Below are 21910 nucleotides of genomic sequence, written 5' to 3'. Positions count from 1 at the left end.
ATCATGGCCCGCGTGCGGCGTCGAGCGCAAGATTGAGCTGCAGGACGTTCACCCGGGGTTCGCCAAGGAACCCGAACATGCGCCCTTCGGTGTGCGTACCGATGAGTTGCTGCACTTGTGCGGGCGGCAGGCTGCGAGCCAAGGCGATCCGGGCGGCCTGGAATCTTGCGCCTGCAACACTGATGTGCGGATCCAGACCGCTGCCCGAGGCCGTGACCAGGTCCACCGGCACCGGTGCAGTGTTGCCGGGGTCCGCAGCGCGCAGTGACTCGATGCGGATCTTGACGGCATCGGCCAGCGCCGGGCTCAGCGGCCCCTGGTTCGAGCCGCTGGAGTTGCTGGCGTTGTAGGGCATCGGGCCCGTGGCCGAGGGTCTCCCCCAGAAGTGCGTCGGGTCGCTGAAGCTCTGCCCGATCAGCGCCGATCCCACGGCCTGGCCATCGCGCACGATCAGGCTGCCTGCGGCCTGGTCGGGAAACGCCACCTGGCCGATGCCGGTGACGACGAGGGGATAGACGACACCGGTCAGCGCGGCGAGCACCGCGAACAGGACCAAAGCCGGACGAATGACGCAGGTCATGACAGTTCCTTCAGGCAAGGTGCAGGGCCACCAGCAACAGGTCGATGAGCTTGATGCCGATGAAAGGTGCGATCAACCCGCCCACACCGTAGATGAAGACGTTGCGGCGCAGCAGCGCAGCGGCGCCGATGGCGCGGTACTTCACGCCCTTGAGCGCCAGCGGAATCAGCAGGACGATGACGATGGCGTTGAAGATCACCGCGGACAGGATGGCCGACGACGGGGTGGCCAGTCCCATCACGTTCAGCGCGCCGAGCTGCGGATAGGTGGTCACGAACATCGCGGGGATGATCGCGAAGTACTTGGACACGTCGTTGGCAATGCTGAAGGTGGTCAGGGAGCCGCGCGTCATCAACAGCTGCTTGCCGGTCTCGACGATCTCCAGAAGCTTGGTCGGATTGCTGTCCAGGTCGACCATGTTGCCGGCCTCCTTGGCGGCCTGCGTGCCCGTGTTCATCGCCACCGCCACGTCGGCCTGGGCCAGCGCCGGGGCGTCGTTGGTGCCGTCGCCCGTCATTGCCACCAGGCGCCCCTCGGCCTGGTAGTCCCGGATCATCTTCAGCTTCGCCTCGGGCGTGGCCTCGGCCAGGAAGTCGTCCACGCCGGCCTCGGCAGCGATGGCCGCCGCGGTGAGGCGGTTGTCGCCGGTGATCATCACGGTCTTGATGCCCATGCGGCGCAATTCGGCGAAGCGCTCCTTGATGCCCCCCTTGACGATGTCCTTCAGCTCGACGACGCCGAGGACCCGGACCCCGTCGGATACGACGAGCGGCGTGCTGCCCCTGCGGGCGATGTCGTCGGCTGCAGTCTGGACGTCGGCCGGAAAGCTGCCACCCAGCACTTCGACGTGCCTGCGGATGGCATCACCGGCACCCTTGCGAAGCTTGCGCACGGTGCCGCCGTCGCCTTCGATGTCGACACCGCTCATGCGCGTCTGCGCCGTGAACGGCACGAAGATCGTCTTGTGCGACGACAGGTCGCGTTCGCGCAGATTGAACTTCTGCTTGGCCAGCACGGTGATGCTGCGTCCTTCGGGCGTCTCGTCGGCCATCGAGGCGAACTGCGCCGCGTCGGCCAGTGTCTGCTCGCTCACACCCCTGGCGGGCACGAAGGCAGAGGCCTGGCGGTTGCCGAGCGTGATGGTGCCCGTCTTGTCGAGCAGCAGCACGTCCACGTCGCCCGCGGCCTCGACCGCGCGGCCCGAGGTCGCGATGACGTTGGCGCCCATCATCCGGCTCATGCCGGCCACGCCGATGGCCGACAGCAGCGCGCCGATGGTGGTGGGAATCAGGCACACCAGGAGTGCGATCAGCGCAGTGATCGTCACCGGCGCACCCGCCCTGTTGGCTTCGACACTGAAGATCGAATACGGCAGCAGAGTCATCGTCACGACCAGGAATACGATCGTCAGCGCCACCAGCAGGATGGTGAGCGCAATCTCGTTGGGCGTCTTCTGGCGCCTGGCGCCCTCGACCATTGCGATCATGCGGTCGAGGAAGGATTCGCCCGGGTTCACGCCGACACGGACCACCAGCCAGTCCGAGAGCACACGTGTGCCGCCGGTGACCGACGCGAAGTCACCGCCGGATTCGCGGATCACGGGCGCCGATTCACCGGTGATGGCGCTCTCATCCACCGAGGCCACGCCTTCGATCACATCGCCGTCCAGTGGGATCACGTCCCCGGCCTCGACCAGCACGACGGCACCCTTGCGCAGCTCATCGGCTTCCTGCGGATGCCATGACGAACCGTGCACCGGCTTCTCCAGCTTCTTGGCGATGACCTTTCGCTTCATGCTGCGCAAGGATGAGGCCTGCGCCTTGCTGCGACCCTCGGCAAGCGCTTCGGCGAAGTTGGCGAAGAGCACGGTGAACCAGAGCCACAGCGCTATTGCCAGAATGAAGCCCTGCGGCGCCTCGCCCTGGCCACCGAGAGCCTGCACCCAGAGGATCGTGGTGAGGAAGCTGCCAATGTAGACGACGAACATCACCGGGTTGCGCCATTGCACGCGCGGGTCCAGCTTGCCGAAGGCCGAGGCGATGGCCGGCTTGACGAGCGCGGGGTCGAACAGGGGCAAAGCTCTTGCGGTTGTCATGATCGTGTCCTGTCCTGGCTCACTTCGGGTACCACAACATGAGGTGCTCGACCACCGGCCCCAGCGCCAGCGCCGGCACGTAATTGAGCAGGCCGACGAGCAGCACGGTGCCGATGAGCAGGGTCACGAACAGCGGCCCATGCGTGGGCAACGTCCCTGAGGTGACCGCCATCCGCTTCTTGGCAGCCAGCGAACCCGCAATGGCGAGCACCGGCACGATCACACCGAAGCGGCCGAACCACATCGCAATGGCCAGCATCGTATTGTAGAAAGGGGTGTTGGCCGACAGTCCGGCGAAGGCGCTGCCGTTGTTGTTTCCCGCCGAGGTGAAGGCGTAGAGGATCTCGGAGAAGCCGTGCGCGCCCGGGTTGGCTATGCCGGCCTTGCCGGCATCGGCCAGAACGGCCACGGCAGCACCCGTCAGCACGAGGATCGGCGTGACGAGGATCGCGATCGACGTCATCTTCATCTCGTAGGTCTCGATCTTCTTGCCGAGGTACTCGGGCGTGCGGCCGATCATCAGCCCGGCGATGAACACCGCCAGGATGGCGAAGATCAGCATGCCATACAGCCCGGTGCCCACGCCGCCGAAGACGACTTCACCAAGCTGCATCAACACCAGCGGCACCGCGCCACCGAGCGGCGTGAACGAGTCGTGCATGCCGTTGACGGCGCCGCACGACGCGGCCGTGGTGATTGCGGCGAACAGGCCGCTTGCAGCAATGCCGAAGCGCGCCTCCTTGCCCTCCATGTTGCCTCCTGGCTGGGCGGCGCTGACGGACTGGTCGGCACCGAGTGCCTCGAGCTGCGGACTGCCCTGCTGCTCCTGCGCCGTCACGACAATGACCGAGACGACGAAGAGCGCCGTCATCGCAGCCAGCACGGCCCAGCCCTGGCGCGGGTCGCCAACCATGCGCCCGAACATGAACACGAGCGCGGCGGGGATCAGGAAGATCGACAGCATCTCGAAGAAGTTCGACAGTGCCGTCGGGTTCTCGTACGGGTGCGCCGAGTTCGCGTTGAAGAACCCGCCGCCATTGGTGCCGAGCAACTTGATCGCTTCCTGCGAGGCGACCGGGCCCATCGCGAGCGTCTGCCTGTCGGTCTTGACGTCCTCCATCACCGGGTTGCCCTTGGCGTCCTTCAGCGACTGGCCGTCAGGACCGCTCCCGGGTTGCTGATAGGCGTTGACCTCGAGCGTCGTGACGTCCTTGTAGGGCGAGACGTTCTGGATCACCCCCTGGCTGACCAGGAAGACCGAGAACACCAGCGACAGCGGCAACAGCACGTAAGCCGTCACGCGGGTGATGTCGACCCAGAAGTTGCCGATCGACGGCGAGGACCTGGCGACGAAGCCGCGGACCAGGGCGATGACCACGACGATGCCGGTCGCGGCGGAGAAGAAATTCTGCACGGCCAGCGCCAGCGTCTGCGTGAGGTAGCTCATCGTGGTTTCGCCGCCGTAGCCCTGCCAGTTGGTGTTCGTGACGAAGCTGACTGCGGTGTTGAATGACGAGTCGGCCGCGACTGCGGCCATGCCCTGCGGATTGAGCGGCAGCACACCCTGCAGGCGTTGCAATGCGTAGGCGGCCATCACGCCCAGGAAGTTGAAGGCGACCAGGGCGACGGCGTACTGGCGCCAGCCCATGCCGGCTTCAGACGCCACGCCGGCCAGCCGGTACAGGCCGCGCTCGATGGCCTGGAGCGGCGCCATCCAGCGCGGAAAGCGACCGTCGGCGACCGCAACCAGCCACTTGCCCAGCGGCCACGACAGAGCAAGCAGGACGGCCAAATAGGCGACCAGCTGGACCCAGGCTTGCGTGTTCATCAGAAGTCCTCGGCACGCAACAAGGCGTAGGCCAGGTAGACGACCAGGCCCAGCGAAGCCGAGCCGGCGAGCCAATAGAGCCAGGTCACTTGCGCACCCCCAGCTTGTCGCAGCCGATGACCATGCCCACGATCGCAAGGAACATCAGCACGCTCGCGCCGATAAACAGGACATCCATACATGCCTCCCAATGGCAGCAATAGAAGTCGAAAGTCTAGGGAGCGGCGCATCAAGGCCGCATAGAGATTGCGCGATGGGGCATCAAGATCGCGTAAAGAACAGGGTTCGCGGCAGTCCGATGCCGCCCCTCGGCCGGCACGCGATTGCTTCACGGTACCGGAGCCGATGGTTCGCAAGCGTGCAAGCCGCGCCCCACTTTCCGGGGGGTGGCGCGGCATACTGTCCGGGGTAGCCTTCTTCGTCGTCCAGCGATCCTCGGAAGGGAAGCAACCCATGGGCAAGACGATTGTCATCACCGGCGCGTCGGCCGGCATCGGCCGCGCACTGGCCTTCGCCTTCGCCGAGCGCGGGTACCACCTGGGTCTTACCGGCCGTCGGCGCGACGCGCTGGAGGAGGTGCGCGCCGAGATCGGCAGGCGCAACGTCAGGTTGCGTGTCGAACTGCTCGTGGTGGACGTCACCGACGTTGCCGCCGTCGGTCCGGCCCTCGGTGGCCTCTTCAAGGCACTGGGCGGCGCGGACATCGTGGTTGTCAATGCGGGCGCGAACGACCTGACCCGGATCGGGCGTGGCGAGATGGCCAGGGAACTTGCGTTGATCAGCACCAACCTCGCCGGCGCAATCGCGACGACCAATGCCGCCGTCGAGCATTTTCTCGAGCGAGGCAGCGGCCAGATCGTCGGCATCTCGTCGCTCGCCTCGCTGCAGAAGCTGCCGCAACAGGCTGCCTACTGTGCGAGCAAGGCCGGCTTCTCGATGTATCTCGATGTCGCGCGCGACGAGCTGGCGCGCAATGCGATCACCGTCACCAGGATCATGCCCGGCTTCGTCAAGACCGACATTGTCGAGAGCCTCGACATCGGCAAGATTCCGTTCGCGATCACTGTCGACCAGGCAGCGCGCGAAATGGTGCCGCTGATCGAAAGGCGCGTGGCTTCCGGCATCGTGCCGGCGTTCCCGTGGAAGGTGCTGCGGCCGTTCCTGGGCCACCTGTCGGCCCGCCTCGTGGGCAGAATCAGCGGGATCCCGTGGGCACCGGCCGAGGACGACAGTGCGCCGGCGCGTTCCCCGCGGGCACCGGGCTAGGCCGCGCCCCGTCTCTTTACGCTTCGCCTTGCGGTCGACGTCTGCCCGCGAAGGCCCAGGTCAGGACTGCCGTCAGGACCGCGTGCAGGGCAACCGCTGGCCACAAGAGAACGCCGGTCGATCCCCCTTCGAAACCGAGGCAGGAAAGGTACAGCGTGACGGCCAGGCTGTAGGTGAGCATGCCCAGCAGCGCCGGGCCCGGCCAGCAGGCAAGCGCCAGCGCGATCAGCGCGATGCCCGCCACGCGTGCCACCGGCAATGCGGCGCCAGTCAGTTCCTCGCCCAGCAGCAACCGCCCGACGACCGTTGGCACGACCAGCAACGCAAATCCGGTCGCGGCTTCGCCGACAGCGGCGAAAAGCAGAGCCTTGTTCATCGCCCCGATTGCGCTTGGTCCTTCGGGCCCGGACACGGCCGGCAACGGTCGGCAGCCATCAGTGCACCGCTTTCGCGTTCTTCTCCGGCTCGAGCCTGAAGGTCAGCTTGTTGATCTTGCCCGTGAACTTGAACGGCGCATCGTAGCGATACTCGAGCAACGCCACCCCGGTGCGGGTGTCCTGGCCGATGTCGAAGGTCTCGTCTTCCGGGAACGTGATCGGGGTGCCGTGTTCCATCGAGTTCCTGGCCACTTCCTTGCCATCCACGGAGAGCACGCCCTTGCCGCTCTTGCCCAGTCCCGGTTCATCGACCTTGTAGTCGAAGACGATGGTGTGCTTGCCGGCGCCGAGCTCGGGCCCCTCCCAGGCCGTGCGCTTGAGGTCGAGCAGGTTGTACAGGAACACCACCTTGCCCCGGCCCACGCCGAACTCGCCGCGGCTCAGGAACAGGCCGTAGCCGCCGAAGCGCCCGTCTTCGGTGACGATCATGCCCTCCGCGCCACCGGCGGGAATTTCCACCTCGGCCGTGATCGTGTAGGACTTGTTCAGGATATTCGGTGCCGTGCTGCCCGGCACGCCGGTCAGCACGCCCGAATAGGTGCCGCCGAGCGGACCAGCCTGCGCCAACTCGTCAGTCAACCGCGCTTCGAACTTGCGAAGCAGCTGCTGCAAAACACGCAACTTTCGTTGTCGGAAGTCGCTGCTGCAATACGCTATGCGGATCCGGCGGTCTTCTCGCGGGCGTTCCGGAGCTGGGCAAGGATGAGTCCGAAGCAGTGGCGCGCCCGCTGAGCAGGCCTACCTGGCCGGCACCCCGCGCAGCTCGGCAAAGCGCCTGGCAGTGAGTTCCGACCACTTGTCGAACGCGTTGCGCGCGTAGGCCCAGCTCTCGAACGAGTTCAGGTAGCCGCTCGCCCACGTTTGGGCCGCGCCCGCCGCGGAGGAGTCGACGTCGGCAGCGTACTTTCTCCCGATCTGCGTATCGCGGCACTCGGCAAGGATGTCCCCCGAGGCGCCGTCGCGGATCTGCATCTCCATGCCGGTCTCGCCCAGGTACGGGGTCGAACCCGCCGGCTTGCCCTCCGCCGCGCCTGATCCCGCTTCCGCCACGAATCCGTAGGGCACGAGCGTGCCCATCGCGCTGCGCGAAACCTCGGTCGGCACCAGGTCGGTAAGTGCAATCCGCATGACGGCCACGCCGGTGCCCGGCTTGTCGACGACCTGCATTTGCCGCTTGAGCGCCTTCGTCATCGAGCCATGGAAATAGTCCACGAGCGTCTTGAGGTCGGTGGGATCGATCTGGTTGTTGTCGCCGGGCTTGAGGGTCACGACCATCCTCGAGATCATGACCTTGTCGTACTTCTTCGGATCGAGGCCAGGCGAGCGCCAGCACTCGATGCCTTCGCCGGCAATCGTGGGCTTGAGCCGTGCGTAGTCGGACAGGAAGCCGCTTCGGGTCAGGCGGGTGGTATCGGTGGCGGTCACCTGGGCGCCGTCGCCCAGCACCGAACCCGTCGATCCGCAGCCCGCGAGCATCGCGCCCGCCACGAAGATCGCGAGCATGGATTTCAATGACGTATTGGCGCGGATCGCGCTATGGGGCGACATCATTTCACTCTCCAGTAAGGGTAAGGTCGACCTGATTGCCGGTGGGCAAATCGCGTTCCCGGATATTTCGAGACGGGGGGAGGTTCCGTCGGAACGAAGGCGGTTGCGTGCGGCGAAGTCTAGCATGTCGCTTCGTGCGTCCTCCGCTTTCGCGGCGGGCACCCCCCCCGGATCGGCGCAGCTAGTCGATCGAAGCTTGCCCGGGATCAAACCGGGGCGAAGTCCCCGCACTAGGCTGGCGGCATGAATACGCCAAACTTCGTTCTTTCCTGTGCGCGGGTGGGCTTGACCGCGATTTTCGCCGCCGCTGCAGGACTTGCGCTTGCCTCGCCACCCGCGGAACTGGTCAAGGGCGCGCCACCCTCGAAGAAGGAGGTGGTCAAGGGGGGCATCGATGATCCGAAGGGCGCGGGCGCCGTCTCCAGCGGCGTGACGCTTCCCGCCATCCCGCCGGTCACCGGCAACCGCAAGGCGCCGGTTGCTTCCTGGGGCAAGCCGCTGCCATTTCCCATCCTCATCGCGGACCGCCGCAACAACCGCCTGCTCGAAGTGACGCCCGACAAGCGCATCGTCTGGGAATTCACTTCCCCCAACCTCACGATCTACAGCGGCAACGAGGACGTGAATTTCTCCGGGGACGGCAAGCTGCTCGCAGTGAGCGAGGAGGACAACTACGACGTACACATCGTCGATTACGAGAAGCGTGAGATCACCTGGACTTACGGCGTGCCGGAGCAGAAGGGCTCGAAGCCGGGCTTCCTTCACTACCCCGACGACGCGCACCTGCTCGCCGACGGAAAGTTCCTCACGGCCGACATCCGCAACTGCCGCGTGCTCATCATCGACCCGACGCTGAATGCCATCTCGACGCAGTGGGGCAAGACGGGCGACTGCCGCCATGACCCGCCGGCGCGCCTCGCCTACCCGAACGGCGCCACGCCGCTGGAAAACGGCGACATCCTCGTTTCCGAGATCCGGGACGCGTGGATCACGCGGATCACCCGCGAAGGCAAGGTCGTCTGGAGCGTGAAGGCCCCCAACATCCGCTATCCCTCCGATGCGTTCCCGACGGCCGATGGCAAGAACGTCATCGTCGCGGATTTCTGGAAGCCGGGCCGCGTGGTGATCTTCGATCCCGCGACGCGCAAGGTCCTGTGGCAGTACGACCCGAAGTCGGGAGACGGGATGCTCGATCACCCGTCGCTCGCCAGGGAACTTCCGGGAACCGGCGACATTCTCGTCTCCGACGACTTGCGCCATCGCGTGATCGTGATCGACCGGATCACCAAGAAGATCATCTGGCAGTACGGCGTCACCGATACCCCGGGGCACAAACCCGGCTACCTCTTCTATCCGGACGGGTTCGACCTCGATGTCTTCCGCGACTGGAAGGCGGTGAAGGCGGGCACTCCCTAGAGGTTTTCCGCGCAGCTCCGGCCGCTTTCCGCCGAGGTCGGGGGAGAGAGGAGGGCGGTGTAGGATGGCGCTCGACGCCACCGTCACCCTGCTGGAGATTTCCGCCTTGTCCGCACCGCGATCCCCCGTTATCCCGGCGCTTGCCGAGAGTGACGTCAATCGCACGCCGCTGCGCGCCGAATGGCAGGCAAGATCGATCGACCCGGCCGCGCGCGCGCTGCTCGATCGGGACTCGGCCGTTTTCCTCAGGCAATCCGTATCGACCCCCTGCCTCAATGCGATCGCCAGGGCCGAGGGCATCTGGATCGAGGACACGGCCGGCCGGCGCTACATGGACTTCCACGGCAACAATGTCCACCACGTGGGGTATGCCCATCCGCGCGTGATCGCCGCGATCAAGCGCCAGCTGGACGAACTCTCCTTCGCCCCGCGCCGCTTCACGTGCGAACCCTCCGTCCGGCTCGCCGAGGCACTCGTGGCGCGCATGCCGTTCCCCGGTGCGCGGGTGCTGTTCACGACGGGCGGGTCGGATGCCATCGAGGTTGCGCTGAAAGTGGCGCGCGCGGCGACCGGGCGCTTCAAGACGATCTCGTTCTGGGATTCGTTTCATGGCGCCGGCTTCGGCGCGTCGAGCGTGGGCGGTGAGTCGCTCTTCCGCTCCGGGCCCATCGGGCCGCTGCTTCCCGGGGCGGAGCACGTGGCCCCCTACGCGTGCTATCGATGCGCCTATGGCTACCGGACGGGACCCGACGGCAAGCCGCCCCTTGCAACCTGTGGCCTCGCGTGCGCGAAAATGGTCCGCTATGTGCTCGAGCGCGAACGCGACGTGGCGGCCGTCATCGCCGAGCCGGCCCGGGCCGTTCCCTACGTGCCCCCGCCGGGATTCTGGCAGGCGGTCCGCGAGGCCTGCGACGCGCACGGGACGCTACTCATCTTCGACGAGATCCCCACGGGGCTGGGCAAGACAGGGCGCTTCCTGGCCTGTGACCACGACGGCGTGAGGCCCGACATCGTCGTCCTGGGCAAGGCGCTTGGCGGGGGCGTGCTGCCGATCGCAGCCGCGGCCTGCCGCGAGGGGCTCGACGTCGGCGAGGACCATGCCTTCGGGCACTACACGCACGAGAAGAATCCGGTGACCGCGGCCGCGGCGCTCGAGACCCTGGCGGTGATCGACGAGGAAGGCCTGGTGGAGAACGCCGCGCGGGTCGGCGCGCGCGCGCTGGAGCGCATGGCGCAGTGGCGAGATCGCTTTTCCCTGGTCGGGGACGTGCGCGGCCGCGGTCTGCTGCTGGGCGTCGAGCTCGTCGAAGACCGCGACAGCCGCGAACCCGCCAACGCCGCCGCCGAGCGAATACTCTATCGCGCCCTCGACCGCGGGCTTTCCTTCAAGACCTCGATGGGCAACGTCCTCACGCTGACGCCGCCGCTCGTGACCACGCAGGCGGACATGGACCGGGCGCTCGCGATCCTCGAGGAATGCCTTTTGCAGGAGGGCCGGTGAGCGGGGAGGACGCGACCGCGGGTGACGCAGTCTTCATGCGCGAGGCGCTCGTCCTCGCCGCTGGCGCGGGCGCGCTTGGCGAAGTGCCCGTCGGGGCCGTGGTGGTGAAGGACGGGGAAATCATTGGCCGCGGGTCCAACCGCCCCATCGGCACGAACGACCCGAGCGCCCACGCCGAGATCGTGGCGCTGCGCGCGGCCGCTGCCCGGCTGGGCAATTACCGGCTCACGGGTTGCAGTCTTTACGTGACGCTTGAGCCCTGCGCGATGTGCGTGGGCGCGATGTTGCACGCCCGCCTGGCGCGCGTCGTCTTCGGCGCGCAGGATCCCAAGACGGGTGCCTGCGGTGGGGCGGTGGCTCTTGCGTCCGACGCGAAACTGAACCACCAGACGGCATTCACGGGCGGCGTCCTCGCCGACGAGTGCGGAGCGATCCTCAGGCGATTCTTCGCCGAGCGTCGCTAGCGGGAGCGGGCGCTGCGCCGGGTGTAGAATTTGCCGGCAATCCCCACGCGTTCCGCCTCGATGCCCGCTCCCCGTTTCGTCCACCTTCGCCTGCACACGGAGTATTCGATCGTGGACGGGATCGTGCGCGTGGACGACGCCGTCACCGCTGCCGCGGCCGATGGCATGCCGGCGCTTGCGATCACGGATGCCGCGAGCCTGTTCGGGGCGGTCAAGTTCTACCTCGCCGCCCGTGCGAGCGGCGTGCAGCCGGTGATCGGCTGTGATCTGGCGATCACCAACGAGAGGAACCGCGACCAGCCTTCGCGCATCGTCGTGCTTTGCCGCGACCATGCCGGCTACCTCGCGCTGTGCGAAATTCTCACGCGCGCATACGCCGAGAACCAGTGGCGCGGCCGGGCCGAAGTGCGGCGCGAATGGCTGAAGGGCGTCCACGGGCTCATCGTCCTGTCGGGGGCGGAGGCGGGAGACGTCGGCGCGGCGCTTCTCGCGGGCGCCACGGAGCAGGCGGAATCGCTCGCGCGGGAGTGGGTGCAGGATTTCCCTGGCGCTTTCTATCTGGAACTGCAGCGCGCGGAGCCGGGGCGCAATGCTCCTTACGTACACGCGGCCGCGGCGCTGGCCGGACGGCTCGACCTGCCGGTCGTGGCGACGCACCCGGTGCAGTTCGTGCGCGAGGAGGAGTTCGCCGCCCACGAGGCCCGGGTGTGCATCGCGCAGGGCTGGGTGCTGGGCGACGCGCGCCGTCCGCGCGAGTTCCGGCCGTCGCAGTACTTCAAGACGCAGGCGGAAATGGCCGAACTCTTCGCCGACCTGCCCGAGGCGCTCGAGAACTCGGTGGAGATCGCGCGCCGCTGCGCGTTCGAGTTCGTGCTCGGCAAGACCCGGCTGCCGGAGTTTCCGATACCTGCGGGTCAGTCGGAGGGCGACTACCTGCGCGCGCTGGCGATGCAGGGCCTCGAAAGCCATCTCGCGCAAGCCTGCCCGGATGCCGCGCAGCGTGATTGCGCTCGGCCGGCCTATGTCGAGCGGCTGGATTACGAAGTGGCCACGATCGTGCAGATGGGCTTTCCCGGCTACTTCCTCATTGTCGCGGACTTCATCAACTGGGCGAAGAAGAACGGCGTTCCCGTGGGTCCCGGCCGCGGTTCGGGAGCCGGGTCGGTGGTCGCCTGGTCGCTCGGCATCACGGGCCTCGATCCGCTTCGCTACGAGCTCCTCTTCGAGCGCTTCCTCAATCCCGAGCGCGTATCGATGCCCGACTTCGACATCGACTTCTGCCAGGAGGGGCGCGACCGGGTGATCGAGTACGTCCGCGCCAAGTACGGCGCGCACAGCGTGTCGCAGATCGCCACTTTCGGCACCATGGCGGCCAAGGCGGTCGTTCGCGACGTCGGGCGCGTGCTCGGCATGGGCTATGGCGAGGTGGACCGCATCGCCAAGCTGATCCCTTTCGAACTGGGCATGACCCTCGACAAGGCGATCGAGGTGGAGCCGCAGCTCAGGCAGCTGATCGAGGAGCAGGAGGAGGTCCGCGGCCTCATGCGCCTGGCCCGGGCGCTGGAGGGGCTCACGCGCAACGTGGGCATGCACGCTGGGGGCGTGCTCATCGCCCCCGGCAAGCTCACGGACTTCACCGCCCTTTATTGCGCCGACGGATCGGCGGCCACGGTGAGCCAGTTCGACAAGGACGACGTGGAGAAGGCCGGGCTCGTGAAGTTCGACTTCCTGGGCCTCACCACACTCACGATCATCGCCGATAGCGAGCGCCACATCCGCCGGATGGGGCATCCGGACTTCGACATCCAGTCGATCCCGCTCGACGACCCCGCCGCCTACAAGGTGTTCTCCTCGGGCAACACGGTCGCCATCTTCCAGTTCGAATCCCGCGGCATGCGCGACCTCATCATGAAGGCGAGGCCCGACCGCCTGGAGGACCTCATCGCGTTGAATGCGCTCTACCGTCCCGGACCGATGGACCTCATCCCCGAGTTCATCGAGAGGAAGCATGGCCGGCAGCGCTGGGAGTACCTCGATCCCCGGCTGAAGGAGATCCTGGAGCCCACCTACGGGGTCATGACCTACCAGGAGCACGTGATGACCATCGCGCAGGTCATCGGCGGCTATACGCTCGGTGGGGCGGACCTGCTGCGGCGCGCCATGGGCAAGAAGAAGCCCGAGGAAATGGCCCAGCAGCGCAAGGTCTTCCTCAAGGGGGCCACGGAGCGCGGGCTCGAGGAAAGGAAGGCCACGGTCCTCTTCGACCAGATGGAGAAGTTCGCCGGGTACGGCTTCAACAAGTCGCACTCGGCGGCCTATGCGCTGATCGCGTACCAGACGGCCTACCTCAAGACGCACTACCCGGCGGCATTTTGCGCCGCGAACCTCTCGGCGGTGATGAACGACACCGACAAGGTGCAGGTCATCTTCGACGACTCGCGCGCCAACGGCCTCGAGGTCTTGCCGCCGGACGTGAACGAGGGCGGTTACCGGTTCGCACCGCTGGACGGCAAGCGCGTCCGTTACGGGCTCGGGGCCGTGAAGGGAACGGGCGAGCAGGCCATCGACAACCTCGTCAAGGCGCGCCAGGCGGGCGGCCCGTTCCGCGACCTGGGCGATTTCTGCCGGCGCGTGGATCGCCGCGTCGTGAACCGCCGCGCGATGGAGGCGCTGGTGAAGGCCGGCGCGTTCGATTCCATCGAGGCCAACCGCGCAGGCCTCCTCGCCTCGCTCGGCGCGGCGCTGGAGCTTGCGGAGAAGGCGGAGCGGTTCGCGCAGCAGACCAGCCTCTTCGGCGGCGCGGAGGAGGCGACGGCCGAGGCCTTCGAACTCATGCGGGTGCCGGACTGGCCGGAGCGCGAGAGGCTCGTGGCGGAGAAGCAGAGCCTGGGGTTCTACCTGAGCGGCCACCCGTTCAGCGTCTGGAGGGACGAAATCCGCCGTGTGGCCAGGACGCCGCTGGCGAACCTGCAGCCTGCCCACGAGCCGCAGATGGCGGCGGGCGTCATCTACGGGGTGGCCATGCGCAATTCGCGGCGGGGCCGCATGGCGGTGCTCACGCTCGACGATGGCAGCGCCCGCATCGAGGTCGTGGTGTTCGGCGAGTTGTTCCACGAGAAGCGCGCCGTGATCCAGGAAGACCAGGTCGTGGTCGTGCAGGGACGCGTATCGCAGGACGAGTTTTCCGGCGGCTTGCGCTTCACGGCCGACAAGCTCATGGACCTGGCCGAGATCCGCAGCGTCTATGCCCGGGCCCTGCGGCTTTCCATCAACGGGCAGGCGGACTCCGCCAAGCTGCGCGCGCTCCTTGCGCCCTACGCGGGCGGCAAGTGCGCGGTGGCCATCCGCTACCGCAACGCCCAGGGCGAGTGCGATATCCGGCTGCCGGACGAATTCCGGGTGAAGGTGTCCGCGCCGCTCCTCGCCTCGCTCTCCGAGTGGCTCACGGAGCGCAACGTCGAGGTCATGTACTAGCGGGGTCGAGGAACGAGCCGGATTCCGCCGAGAGGCTGGTCTATCGCGGGACTGACGAATCGCCGCTCAGGCGATCGCGTTCCAGATCCGGCAAAAACCAGACGATCAGGCCGATCGCCGGCAGATAGGAGCAGAGCTGGTAGACGAACGCAATGCCGCTGGCATCGGCGATGCGACCCAACACCGCTGCACCCAGGCCACCCAGGCCGAAGGAGAAGCCGAAGAACATGCCCGATACCAGGCCGATGCGCCCGGGCATCAGCTCGTGCGCGTAGACCAGGATGGCCGGGAGAGTGGAAGCCATCAGCAGGCCGATGACGATTGTCAGCACGTCGGTCCAGAACAGGTTGGCGTAGGGCAGCAACAGCGTGAACGGCAGCGCACCGAGGACCGAGATCCAGATCATCGGCCGCCGGCCGATCCGGTCCGAGACGGGACCGCCGACCAGGGTTCCCACCGCGATTGCGGCCATGAAGATGAAAAGCTGCACCTGCGCGTCCTGCACGGACAGGTGGAACCGCTCGATCAGGTAGAAGGTGAAGAACGACGTCAGGCTGGAGGTGTAAACGCTCTTCGAGAACACCAGGATCATCAGCAGGAAGACGAAAAAGATCACGCGAGCCCGCGGGATCTCCGCCACACCGGCGGCTGCGCGCGTGACCTTGCGGGTATGGCGCTGGTGGGCCGCGTACCACATGCCTACGCGCGTCAGCAGCATCATGGCAAGCAGCGCGGCAAGCGAGAACCAGGCAATCGCACCCTGGCCCCGCGGCAGGACGATGAAGGCAGCCAGCAGCGGGCCGATGGCGCTGCCGAGATTGCCGCCGACCTGGAACAGCGACTGGGCGACGCCGTAGCGCCCGCCGGAGGCCATCCGCGCGACACGCGAGGCCTCGGGGTGAAACACCGCCGAACCCATGCCGACAAGGGCGGCGGCGAGCAGCACCGACGCGTAGGCATTCGCCATCGAAAGCAGGACGAGCCCGATCAACGTCGCACCCATTCCGATAACCAGTGAATACGGCTGCGGCCGCCGGTCCGTATAAATCCCGATCGTCGGCTGCAGCAGTGACGCGGTGAGCTGGAACGCCAGGGTGATCATGCCAATCTGCGTGAAGTCCAGATGGAACTGCTGTTTCAGCATCGGATACAGAGCCGGGATCAGCGACGACATGAGGTCGTTGAGCAAATGGCATACGCCGAGCGAAATCAGGATCGGAAACACCGCCTCCTGCCCCGTCATCCGCGTCGGGGCGATGACGTCCGTGGGTTCGGCGACGACTGCTTTCTGCATTGGGGGAATTCCTGCTTTGCGCTCTGGTGAACCGGCATTATCCGGCATCGCGGCGTTGCGCTGGTCTTGCGCACAATCCGGCGTGGAAACACGGCCAGGGCCAGCCGCTGCGCCTGCCCGTGCATGGCGTAACCCAAGCCCACTGCCTGCAGGAGTGCGTGGACCCGCAAGCGCAGGCAGGCCACCTCACTCGTCGCCCACCTTCCCGCGCCCGCGCTTGGTCACGCCCCGCAGCTTCTTTTCCCCGATGCGCCGTTCCTTCGAGGCCCGGGTGGGCCTCGTTGCCACGCGCTTCCTGGGCACGTGATTGAGGCGGACCAGCCTCTCGATGAGCCTGTCGAACGCGGTCTCGCGATTGCGGTGCTGGGAGGGCGAGTCCTGGGCGATCACCACCACCCCGGAAGGCGGGTGCGTCAGGCGCAGCGCCGATTCGGTGCGATTCACGTGCTGCCCGCCCGGCCCGCTGGCCCGGAAAACGTCCACCTGCACTTCGCGCTCGAGTTGCGCGCGGTCGGTGGCATAGGGCGGGGGTGCGAGGGGGGAGCGGCGGGCCATGCCCGGATTCTGGGGGATTTCCGGGGAGAAGCGCACCCCCGTCCGGCAGTGACATGGGTGCAATGCGCGCCGGAAAACCGGCGGACCCTTCCTACTTGATGCGCATGCCGGGGGTCGCGCCCGCGTCCGGCGCGAGGAGGTAGATGGAGCTGCCGTCGCCCGCCGCGAGCACCATGCCCTGGGATTCGCCGAAACGCATCTTGCGGGGCGCCAGGTTCGCGACCATCACGGTGAGCCGGCCGATGAGATCCTTGGGCGTGTAGGCCGAGCGGATGCCGGCGAAGACGGTTCGCGTCTCGGCGCCGAACCCGATGTCGAGAGTGAGCTTGAGGAGCTTGTCGGCGTCCGCGACCAGCTCCGCATCCACGATGCGCGCCACGCGCAGGTCGATCTTCCCGAAATCGTCGATCGAGATCGTCTCGCCCACCGGCAGGATGGGGGCGGGCCGCGGCGGCTCCACGGGCTCCAGCCGGAACTCCGGCGCTTCCGCCGCCGCGGGCTTGGCGCTCCCCTCCGGCTTCCCTTCGGCGGGGGGCTCCAGCAATTGCTCGATCTGCTTCGGATCGATGCGCGACAGCAGGTGCCTGTAGGGCTGCACGGTGTGTCCCGGCTTGAGGGCGTTCGGTACGTCCTCCCAGGCCAGGGGCTTTGCCAGGGCGAGGAAGGCCTCGACATCCTCGGCGACCCTGGGCAGCACGGGCTTGAGGTAGATGGTGAGGATGCGGAAGAGTTCGAGGTAGAGCGTGCAGAACCACTGCAGCGCCGCCTCCTGCCCCGATTCCTTGGCGATCTCCCAGGGTTTCTGCTCGTCGACGTACTGGTTCACCCGGTCGGCCAGGAACATCACCTGGCGGATGGCCTTGCTGAACTCGCGCGCGTCGTAATCGGCGGCGATCTGGTCCGCGAAGCTGCGCACCTCGAAGAGGATGGAAGGGACCTGTTCCTCGTTGTCGGGGACGGGCGCGGCCACGTTGCCGCGCAGCTTGTGCTTGAGTTCGCGGCCGGCCGAGAGCGGCTCCTCGGAGAGCTTGCCGTTGAATCGCTTCGAAATGAACCCCGCTGCCCGGCTTGCGATGTTCACGTACTTGCCGACGAGGTCAGAATTCACCCGGGCGAGGAAATCCTCCGGGTTGAAGTCCATGTCCTCAACGCGGGCGTTGAGCTTTGCGCCCAGGTAGTAGCGCAGCCACTCGGGGTTCAGGCCCAGCTCGGCATATTTCTGCGGGCTGATCGACACGCCCCGCGACTTGGACATCTTCTCGCCCGAAAGCGTGATGAAGCCGTGCACGAAGACATGGTCCGGGACCTTGCGTCCGGCGAACTTGAGCATGGCCGGCCAGAAGAGGGTGTGGAAGTAGATGATGTCCTTGCCGATGAAGTGGATCTGCTCCACCTTCGGGTCCGCCACGTACTTCGCGAAATCCTGCCCCTTCTTCTCCAGGTGGCTCTTGAGCGCGGCGAGGTAGCCGATGGGTGCGTCCAGCCACACGTAGAAGTACTTGCCCTTGGCGCCGGGGATCTCGATCCCGAAGTAGGGGGCATCGCGCGTGATGTCCCAGTCGTTGAGACCGCTGTCGAGCCACTCGCGGACCTTGTTGGCCACTTCGGTCTGCAGCTTGCCGTCCTGGGTCCATTCCTTCAGGAACTCCACGCAGCGCGGATCCGAGAGGCGGAAGAAGAAATGGTCCGACTTCTTCATCACCGGCGTGGCGCCGGTCAGCGCCGAGACCGGGTTCTTCAGGTCCGTGGGGGCGTACACGGCGCCGCAGGCCTCGCAGGAGTCGCCGTACTGGTCCTTCGCGCCGCACTTGGGGCATTCGCCCTTGATGTAGCGGTCGGGCAGGAACATCCCCTTCACCGGGTCGAAGAACTGCTCGATCGTCTTCGTGGCGATGAAGCCCGCCTCGCGCAGGGAAGCGAAGATCTCCCCCGCCAGGACGCGGTTCTCCTCGGAATGCGTCGTGTGGAAATGGTCGAAGCTCACCCCGAAACGCGCCAGGTCGCGCCGGTGCGATTCGGCCACGCGCGCGATGAGTTCCTCGGGCGTGATGCCTTCGGCCTCGGCCTTGAGCATGATCGGCGCACCATGGGTGTCGTCGGCGCACACGAAGTGAACCCTGTGCCCCTGCAGCCTCTGGAAACGCACCCAGATGTCGGCCTGGGTGTACTCCATGATGTGGCCGATGTGGAACGGGCCGTTGGCGTAGGGAAGCGCCGTGGTGACGAAAAGCTTGCGGGGCATCGAAGCCGGAGTGGCGAGCCTAAATTGGTTGGCGGACGGCTCGGGTCGTCGCGCGAAGCGGCGGCGAGTGCATGAATTTCAATGCGATACAGTCACCGCGATTGTAGCAAATTGCTTTAAAATTGCATGCTTACTTCCTGCCCGCGCTCTCGCCCCGCGAACGCCACCCCGCCATGCCACTTGCCGACAAGGATGTCCTCGCAGCCCTTTCCGAACTGATCGACCCGGTCACGGGACGCAACTACGTGGAGGGCCGCAGCGCGAAGAACGTGAAGGTGGAGGGTGACCGCGTCTCGCTCGATATCGTGCTGGGCTACCCCGCCCGCGGCGTGATCGAGAAGGTGCGCTCGCAGGTGACGGACCGGCTCAGGCAGCTTCCCGGCGTGGCGAGCGTGAGCGCGAATGTCGTCTCGAAGATCGTGTCGCACGCCGTGCAGCGGGGCGTGAAGCTGGTTCCCGGCATCAAGAACATCATCGCGGTGGCCTCGGGCAAGGGCGGCGTGGGGAAGAGCACGACCGCCGTGAACCTGGCGCTGGCGCTGGCCGCCGAGGGCGCGACCGTCGGCATGCTCGACGCCGACATCTACGGACCGTCGCAGCCCACGATGCTCGGCATCACCGGACGGCCCACCTCGGCGGACGGAAAATCCATGGAGCCGATGGAAGGGCATGGCATCCAGGCGATGAGCGTGGGCTTCCTCATCGAGGCCGATACCCCCATGGTGTGGCGCGGCCCGATGGTCACGCAGGCCCTGGAGCAACTGCTCACCGAGACGCGCTGGCGCGACCTCGACTACCTGGTGGTGGACCTGCCGCCGGGCACCGGTGACATCCAGCTCACGCTCGCGCAGAAGGTGCCGGTGACGGGTGCCGTGATCGTCACCACGCCGCAGGACATCGCCCTCATCGACGCGAGGAAGGGCCTGAAGATGTTCGAGAAGGTGGGGGTGCCCATCCTCGGTATCGTCGAGAACATGGCGATCCACGTCTGCTCGAAGTGCGGCCATGCCGAGCACATCTTCGGGCACGGCGGCGGCGAGCGCATGTGCAACGACTTCGAGGTGGAGTTCCTCGGGGGTCTACCGCTCGACATCACCATCCGCGAGCAGACCGACAGCGGCAAGCCCACCGTGGTTGCCGACCCGGACGGCCCGATCGCCTCGATCTACCGAGACATCGCCCGCAAGGTGGCCGCGCGCATCGCGAGGCAGGCGGAGGACCGCACCGCGATCTTCCCCAAGATCGTCATCCAGAACACCTGATCCGGCAGGCGGCGCTTCCCGATGAGCATCAAGAGCGACAAGTGGATCCGCCGCATGGCGGCGAGCCACGGCATGATCGATCCCTTCGAGCCCGGCCAGGTACGCGAGGTGGACGGGAAGCGGATCGTGTCCTACGGCACGTCGAGCTACGGCTACGACATCCGCTGCTCGCGGGAATTCAAGATCTTCACCAACATCAACGCGACCATCGTCGACCCCAAGAACTTCGACGAGAAGTCCTTCGTGAACTTCGAGAGCGACGTCTGCATCATTCCGCCCAACTCGTTCGCGCTGGCGCGCACCGTCGAGTACTTCCGCATCCCGCGCAACGTCCTGACCGTGTGCCTCGGGAAGTCCACCTACGCCCGCTGCGGCATCATCGTCAACGTGACGCCCTTCGAGCCCGAGTGGGAGGGGTTCGTGACGCTGGAATTCTCCAACACGACGCCGCTTCCGGCCAAGATCTACGCCGGCGAGGGCTGCGCGCAGGTGATCTTCTTCGAGTCCGACGAGGTCTGCGAGACTTCCTACCGCGACCGCGGCGGCAAGTACCAGGGGCAACAGGGCGTCACGCTTCCCAAGATGTGATGGTCCCGGCCGCGTCCATGGCCCCTCGGGCCCATGTCCCTTCCGCCGGCAGAAAACTTGCGGTTCAGGTCCCGATTTGCCCTATACTTCGCGCGTTTTTCGCCCTCGGGCCGAGGCCCGGAGCGGGGAACCGTATCGCCTCGACGACCCGTCCCGAAAGACATCGATGCCCCGTGCCGTAGTCAAGAAGCTCCGCCCCATTCCGGAGTTCCCTCTCGATACCCATCCCGAAGTCAGCCTGGACTTCGGCGCCGTCAAGCAGTATCTCGCCCGGCACCCCTACAAGAAGCCTGTCCTCCTTGTCGACCTGGACATCGTCCGCGTCAAGACGAGGCGTTTCCGCGCGGCACTTCCTCGCGTGCGCCCGCACTTCGCGGTCAAGGCCAACCCCGACCCGCGCGTGCTGAAGGTGCTGATCCAGGAGGGGGCCGGGTTCGAGATCGCCTCGATTGCCGAGCTGGACCTGCTCATCACGCTGGGCGTTCCCGTGACGGAGATCTTCTACTCCAACCCGATGAAGTCGCGCGCCTATCTCGAGTACGCCAGCGCGAAGGGCGTCGAGTGGTTCGTGGTGGATTCCGAGGAGGAGATCCGCAAGGTGCAGTCGGTCAAGGCCGACGCCAAGCTCTACCTGCGCATCGATGCGCCCAACATCGGCAGCGACTGGCCGCTCGCGGGCAAGTTCGGCGCGCACATGACCGACGTTCCGGGGCTCATCGCGACCGCGGTGGACTGCAAGGCCGACCTGGCCGGCATTACCTTCCACGTGGGCTCGCAGTGCCTCAATCCGGAAAACTGGCGCGTGGGCATGGAGCGGGCGCGCAAGGTCTTCGCGAGCATGCGGCAGGCCGGGCTCAACCCGCGCCTGCTGAACCTGGGCGGCGGCTATCCGGTGCGGCACGTGAAGCCCATCCCGTCCATCGAGACGATCGCCGACCTGATCAACCGGGAACTCAAGCACTTCGGCCCGGAGATCCAGGTGATCGCGGAGCCGGGGCGCTACCTCGTGTCCGACGCCGGCTATTTCATCTGCCGCGTGGTGGGGACCGCCACCCGCAACGGACAGCGCTGGATGTACTGGGACGCGGGCGTCTTCGGTGGCGTGATCGAGACCACGGAAGGCCTGCGCTACAACCTGTACACCGACCGCGATGGCGAGCCGGTGGCCTGGAACGTGGCCGGCCCCACCTGCGACTCGGTGGACGTGGTGATGCGCGACGAACTCCTGCCGGCGGACCTCCAGGAGGACGATTTCATCTTCATCAAGAACGCCGGCGCCTACACCACCGCGTACGCGTCGAACTTCAACGGCTTCCCCCTGCCCGAGGTGGCTGTCCTCGGCACGGTTTGAGACCGGGAA

General features: G+C 66.5%; 18 protein-coding genes and 1 pseudogene. 9 read left to right on the top strand and 10 right to left on the bottom strand.

Going from position 1 to position 21910, the window contains the following annotated elements; all coding sequences use genetic code 11:
• Position 1: 1 nt before the first annotated feature.
• The 4 genes from kdpC to IPP91_17955 are packed head-to-tail and all read right to left on the bottom strand — an operon-like array spanning position 2 to position 4685.
• Complete coding sequence (gene kdpC, locus IPP91_17970) at positions 2 to 580, bottom strand: potassium-transporting ATPase subunit KdpC (GenBank protein MBL0143930.1); 579 nt, start codon at positions 578 to 580, stop codon at positions 2 to 4.
• A gap of 10 nt (positions 581 to 590) precedes the next feature.
• Entirely contained in the window at positions 591 to 2675 is a 2085-nt protein-coding gene (gene kdpB, locus IPP91_17965; protein ID MBL0143929.1) for a potassium-transporting ATPase subunit KdpB, read from the bottom strand.
• Positions 2676 to 2694: 19 nt separating this feature from the next.
• Entirely contained in the window at positions 2695 to 4503 is a 1809-nt protein-coding gene (kdpA, locus tag IPP91_17960) for a potassium-transporting ATPase subunit KdpA (GenBank protein ID MBL0143928.1), read from the bottom strand.
• The gene (locus tag IPP91_17955; GenBank protein ID MBL0143927.1) at positions 4503 to 4685 is read right to left on the bottom strand and encodes a potassium-transporting ATPase subunit F; all 183 of its coding nucleotides are present in this window, start codon (positions 4683 to 4685) and stop codon (positions 4503 to 4505) included. Before IPP91_17955 ends, kdpA begins: the two co-directional genes overlap by 1 nt.
• A 271-nt stretch (positions 4686 to 4956) precedes the next feature.
• On the opposite strand from IPP91_17955, the gene IPP91_17950 reads away from it, so the two are divergent.
• Positions 4957 to 5769, top strand: coding sequence for an SDR family NAD(P)-dependent oxidoreductase (locus IPP91_17950; protein MBL0143926.1), 813 nt, complete (start codon positions 4957 to 4959; stop codon positions 5767 to 5769).
• Positions 5770 to 5785: 16 nt separating this feature from the next.
• Here IPP91_17950 and IPP91_17945 read toward each other — a convergent pair whose 3' ends face one another.
• Positions 5786 to 6145, bottom strand: coding sequence for a hypothetical protein (locus IPP91_17945; protein MBL0143925.1), 360 nt, complete (start codon positions 6143 to 6145; stop codon positions 5786 to 5788).
• 58 nt (positions 6146 to 6203) lie between these two features.
• A pseudogene (locus IPP91_17940) lies at positions 6204 to 6746 on the bottom strand (arylsulfatase).
• On the opposite strand from IPP91_17940, the gene IPP91_17935 reads away from it, so the two are divergent.
• Entirely contained in the window at positions 6699 to 6938 is a 240-nt protein-coding gene (locus IPP91_17935; GenBank protein MBL0143924.1) for a helix-turn-helix domain-containing protein, read from the top strand. The pseudogene IPP91_17940 and the gene IPP91_17935 overlap by 48 nt on opposite strands.
• Before the next feature lie 6 nt (positions 6939 to 6944).
• Here IPP91_17935 and IPP91_17930 read toward each other — a convergent pair whose 3' ends face one another.
• Positions 6945 to 7709, bottom strand: a complete 765-nt coding sequence (locus IPP91_17930) for a DUF3313 domain-containing protein (GenBank protein ID MBL0143923.1) — start codon at positions 7707 to 7709, stop codon at positions 6945 to 6947.
• A 288-nt stretch (positions 7710 to 7997) separates the two neighbouring features.
• Here IPP91_17930 and IPP91_17925 point away from each other — a divergent pair, with 288 nt between their 5' ends.
• The 4 genes from IPP91_17925 to dnaE all read left to right on the top strand — a co-directional run bounded on the left by IPP91_17925 (position 7998) and on the right by dnaE (position 14609).
• A complete protein-coding gene (locus IPP91_17925) occupies positions 7998 to 9170 on the top strand; it encodes a PQQ-binding-like beta-propeller repeat protein (protein ID MBL0143922.1) in 1173 nt (390 codons plus the stop codon).
• A gap of 64 nt (positions 9171 to 9234) precedes the next feature.
• Positions 9235 to 10671, top strand: coding sequence for an aspartate aminotransferase family protein (locus IPP91_17920; protein MBL0143921.1), 1437 nt, complete (start codon positions 9235 to 9237; stop codon positions 10669 to 10671).
• The gene (gene tadA, locus IPP91_17915; protein MBL0143920.1) at positions 10647 to 11135 is read left to right on the top strand and encodes a tRNA adenosine(34) deaminase TadA; all 489 of its coding nucleotides are present in this window, start codon (positions 10647 to 10649) and stop codon (positions 11133 to 11135) included. Before IPP91_17920 ends, tadA begins: the two co-directional genes overlap by 25 nt.
• A gap of 60 nt (positions 11136 to 11195) precedes the next feature.
• Positions 11196 to 14609, top strand: coding sequence for a DNA polymerase III subunit alpha (gene dnaE / locus IPP91_17910; protein MBL0143919.1), 3414 nt, complete (start codon positions 11196 to 11198; stop codon positions 14607 to 14609).
• A gap of 40 nt (positions 14610 to 14649) precedes the next feature.
• Here dnaE and IPP91_17905 read toward each other — a convergent pair whose 3' ends face one another.
• The 3 genes from IPP91_17905 to metG all read right to left on the bottom strand — a co-directional run bounded on the left by IPP91_17905 (position 14650) and on the right by metG (position 18700).
• Positions 14650 to 15903, bottom strand: coding sequence for an MFS transporter (locus IPP91_17905; GenBank protein ID MBL0143918.1), 1254 nt, complete (start codon positions 15901 to 15903; stop codon positions 14650 to 14652).
• A 186-nt stretch (positions 15904 to 16089) separates the two neighbouring features.
• A complete protein-coding gene (locus IPP91_17900; GenBank protein ID MBL0143917.1) occupies positions 16090 to 16458 on the bottom strand; it encodes a peptide chain release factor-like protein in 369 nt (122 codons plus the stop codon).
• 91 nt (positions 16459 to 16549) lie between these two features.
• Positions 16550 to 18700, bottom strand: a complete 2151-nt coding sequence (gene metG, locus IPP91_17895; GenBank protein MBL0143916.1) for a methionine--tRNA ligase — start codon at positions 18698 to 18700, stop codon at positions 16550 to 16552.
• Positions 18701 to 18873: 173 nt separating this feature from the next.
• Here metG and apbC point away from each other — a divergent pair, with 173 nt between their 5' ends.
• The 3 genes from apbC to IPP91_17880 all read left to right on the top strand — a co-directional run bounded on the left by apbC (position 18874) and on the right by IPP91_17880 (position 21901).
• Positions 18874 to 19962 (top strand): iron-sulfur cluster carrier protein ApbC, encoded by a 1089-nt coding sequence (gene apbC, locus IPP91_17890; protein MBL0143915.1) that lies wholly within the window; start codon positions 18874 to 18876, stop codon positions 19960 to 19962.
• A gap of 21 nt (positions 19963 to 19983) precedes the next feature.
• Positions 19984 to 20550 (top strand): dCTP deaminase, encoded by a 567-nt coding sequence (locus IPP91_17885; GenBank protein MBL0143914.1) that lies wholly within the window; start codon positions 19984 to 19986, stop codon positions 20548 to 20550.
• 166 nt (positions 20551 to 20716) lie between these two features.
• The gene (locus IPP91_17880; GenBank protein MBL0143913.1) at positions 20717 to 21901 is read left to right on the top strand and encodes a type III PLP-dependent enzyme; all 1185 of its coding nucleotides are present in this window, start codon (positions 20717 to 20719) and stop codon (positions 21899 to 21901) included.
• Positions 21902 to 21910: the final 9 nt, after the last annotated feature.

The sequence above is a fragment of the Betaproteobacteria bacterium genome (assembly GCA_016720855.1).
Classification (GTDB): Bacteria; Pseudomonadota; Gammaproteobacteria; order Burkholderiales; family Usitatibacteraceae; genus FEB-7.
This window is presented reverse-complemented; position numbering and strand designations above follow the sequence as displayed.

Bases quoted from the DNA above. Each gene is read 5' to 3' on its own strand.
- IPP91_17905 (MBL0143918.1), bottom strand. From the start codon at position 15,903: ATGCAGAAAGCAGTCGTCGCCGAACCCACGGACGTCATCGCCCCGACG.
- tadA (MBL0143920.1), top strand. From the start codon at position 10,647: ATGCCTTTTGCAGGAGGGCCGGTGAGCGGGGAGGACGCGACCGCGGGT.
- kdpA (MBL0143928.1), bottom strand. From the start codon at position 4,503: ATGAACACGCAAGCCTGGGTCCAGCTGGTCGCCTATTTGGCCGTCCTG.
- kdpB (MBL0143929.1), bottom strand. From the start codon at position 2,675: ATGACAACCGCAAGAGCTTTGCCCCTGTTCGACCCCGCGCTCGTCAAG.
- IPP91_17880 (MBL0143913.1), top strand. From the start codon at position 20,717: ATGCCCCGTGCCGTAGTCAAGAAGCTCCGCCCCATTCCGGAGTTCCCT.
- kdpC (MBL0143930.1), bottom strand. From the start codon at position 580: ATGACCTGCGTCATTCGTCCGGCTTTGGTCCTGTTCGCGGTGCTCGCC.
- IPP91_17930 (MBL0143923.1), bottom strand. From the start codon at position 7,709: ATGCTCGCGATCTTCGTGGCGGGCGCGATGCTCGCGGGCTGCGGATCG.
- IPP91_17885 (MBL0143914.1), top strand. From the start codon at position 19,984: ATGAGCATCAAGAGCGACAAGTGGATCCGCCGCATGGCGGCGAGCCAC.
- apbC (MBL0143915.1), top strand. From the start codon at position 18,874: ATGCCACTTGCCGACAAGGATGTCCTCGCAGCCCTTTCCGAACTGATC.
- IPP91_17925 (MBL0143922.1), top strand. From the start codon at position 7,998: ATGAATACGCCAAACTTCGTTCTTTCCTGTGCGCGGGTGGGCTTGACC.
- IPP91_17950 (MBL0143926.1), top strand. From the start codon at position 4,957: ATGGGCAAGACGATTGTCATCACCGGCGCGTCGGCCGGCATCGGCCGC.
- metG (MBL0143916.1), bottom strand. From the start codon at position 18,700: ATGCCCCGCAAGCTTTTCGTCACCACGGCGCTTCCCTACGCCAACGGC.
- IPP91_17955 (MBL0143927.1), bottom strand. From the start codon at position 4,685: ATGTATGGATGTCCTGTTTATCGGCGCGAGCGTGCTGATGTTCCTTGC.
- IPP91_17920 (MBL0143921.1), top strand. From the start codon at position 9,235: ATGGCGCTCGACGCCACCGTCACCCTGCTGGAGATTTCCGCCTTGTCC.
- dnaE (MBL0143919.1), top strand. From the start codon at position 11,196: ATGCCCGCTCCCCGTTTCGTCCACCTTCGCCTGCACACGGAGTATTCG.
- IPP91_17900 (MBL0143917.1), bottom strand. From the start codon at position 16,458: ATGGCCCGCCGCTCCCCCCTCGCACCCCCGCCCTATGCCACCGACCGC.
- IPP91_17945 (MBL0143925.1), bottom strand. From the start codon at position 6,145: ATGAACAAGGCTCTGCTTTTCGCCGCTGTCGGCGAAGCCGCGACCGGA.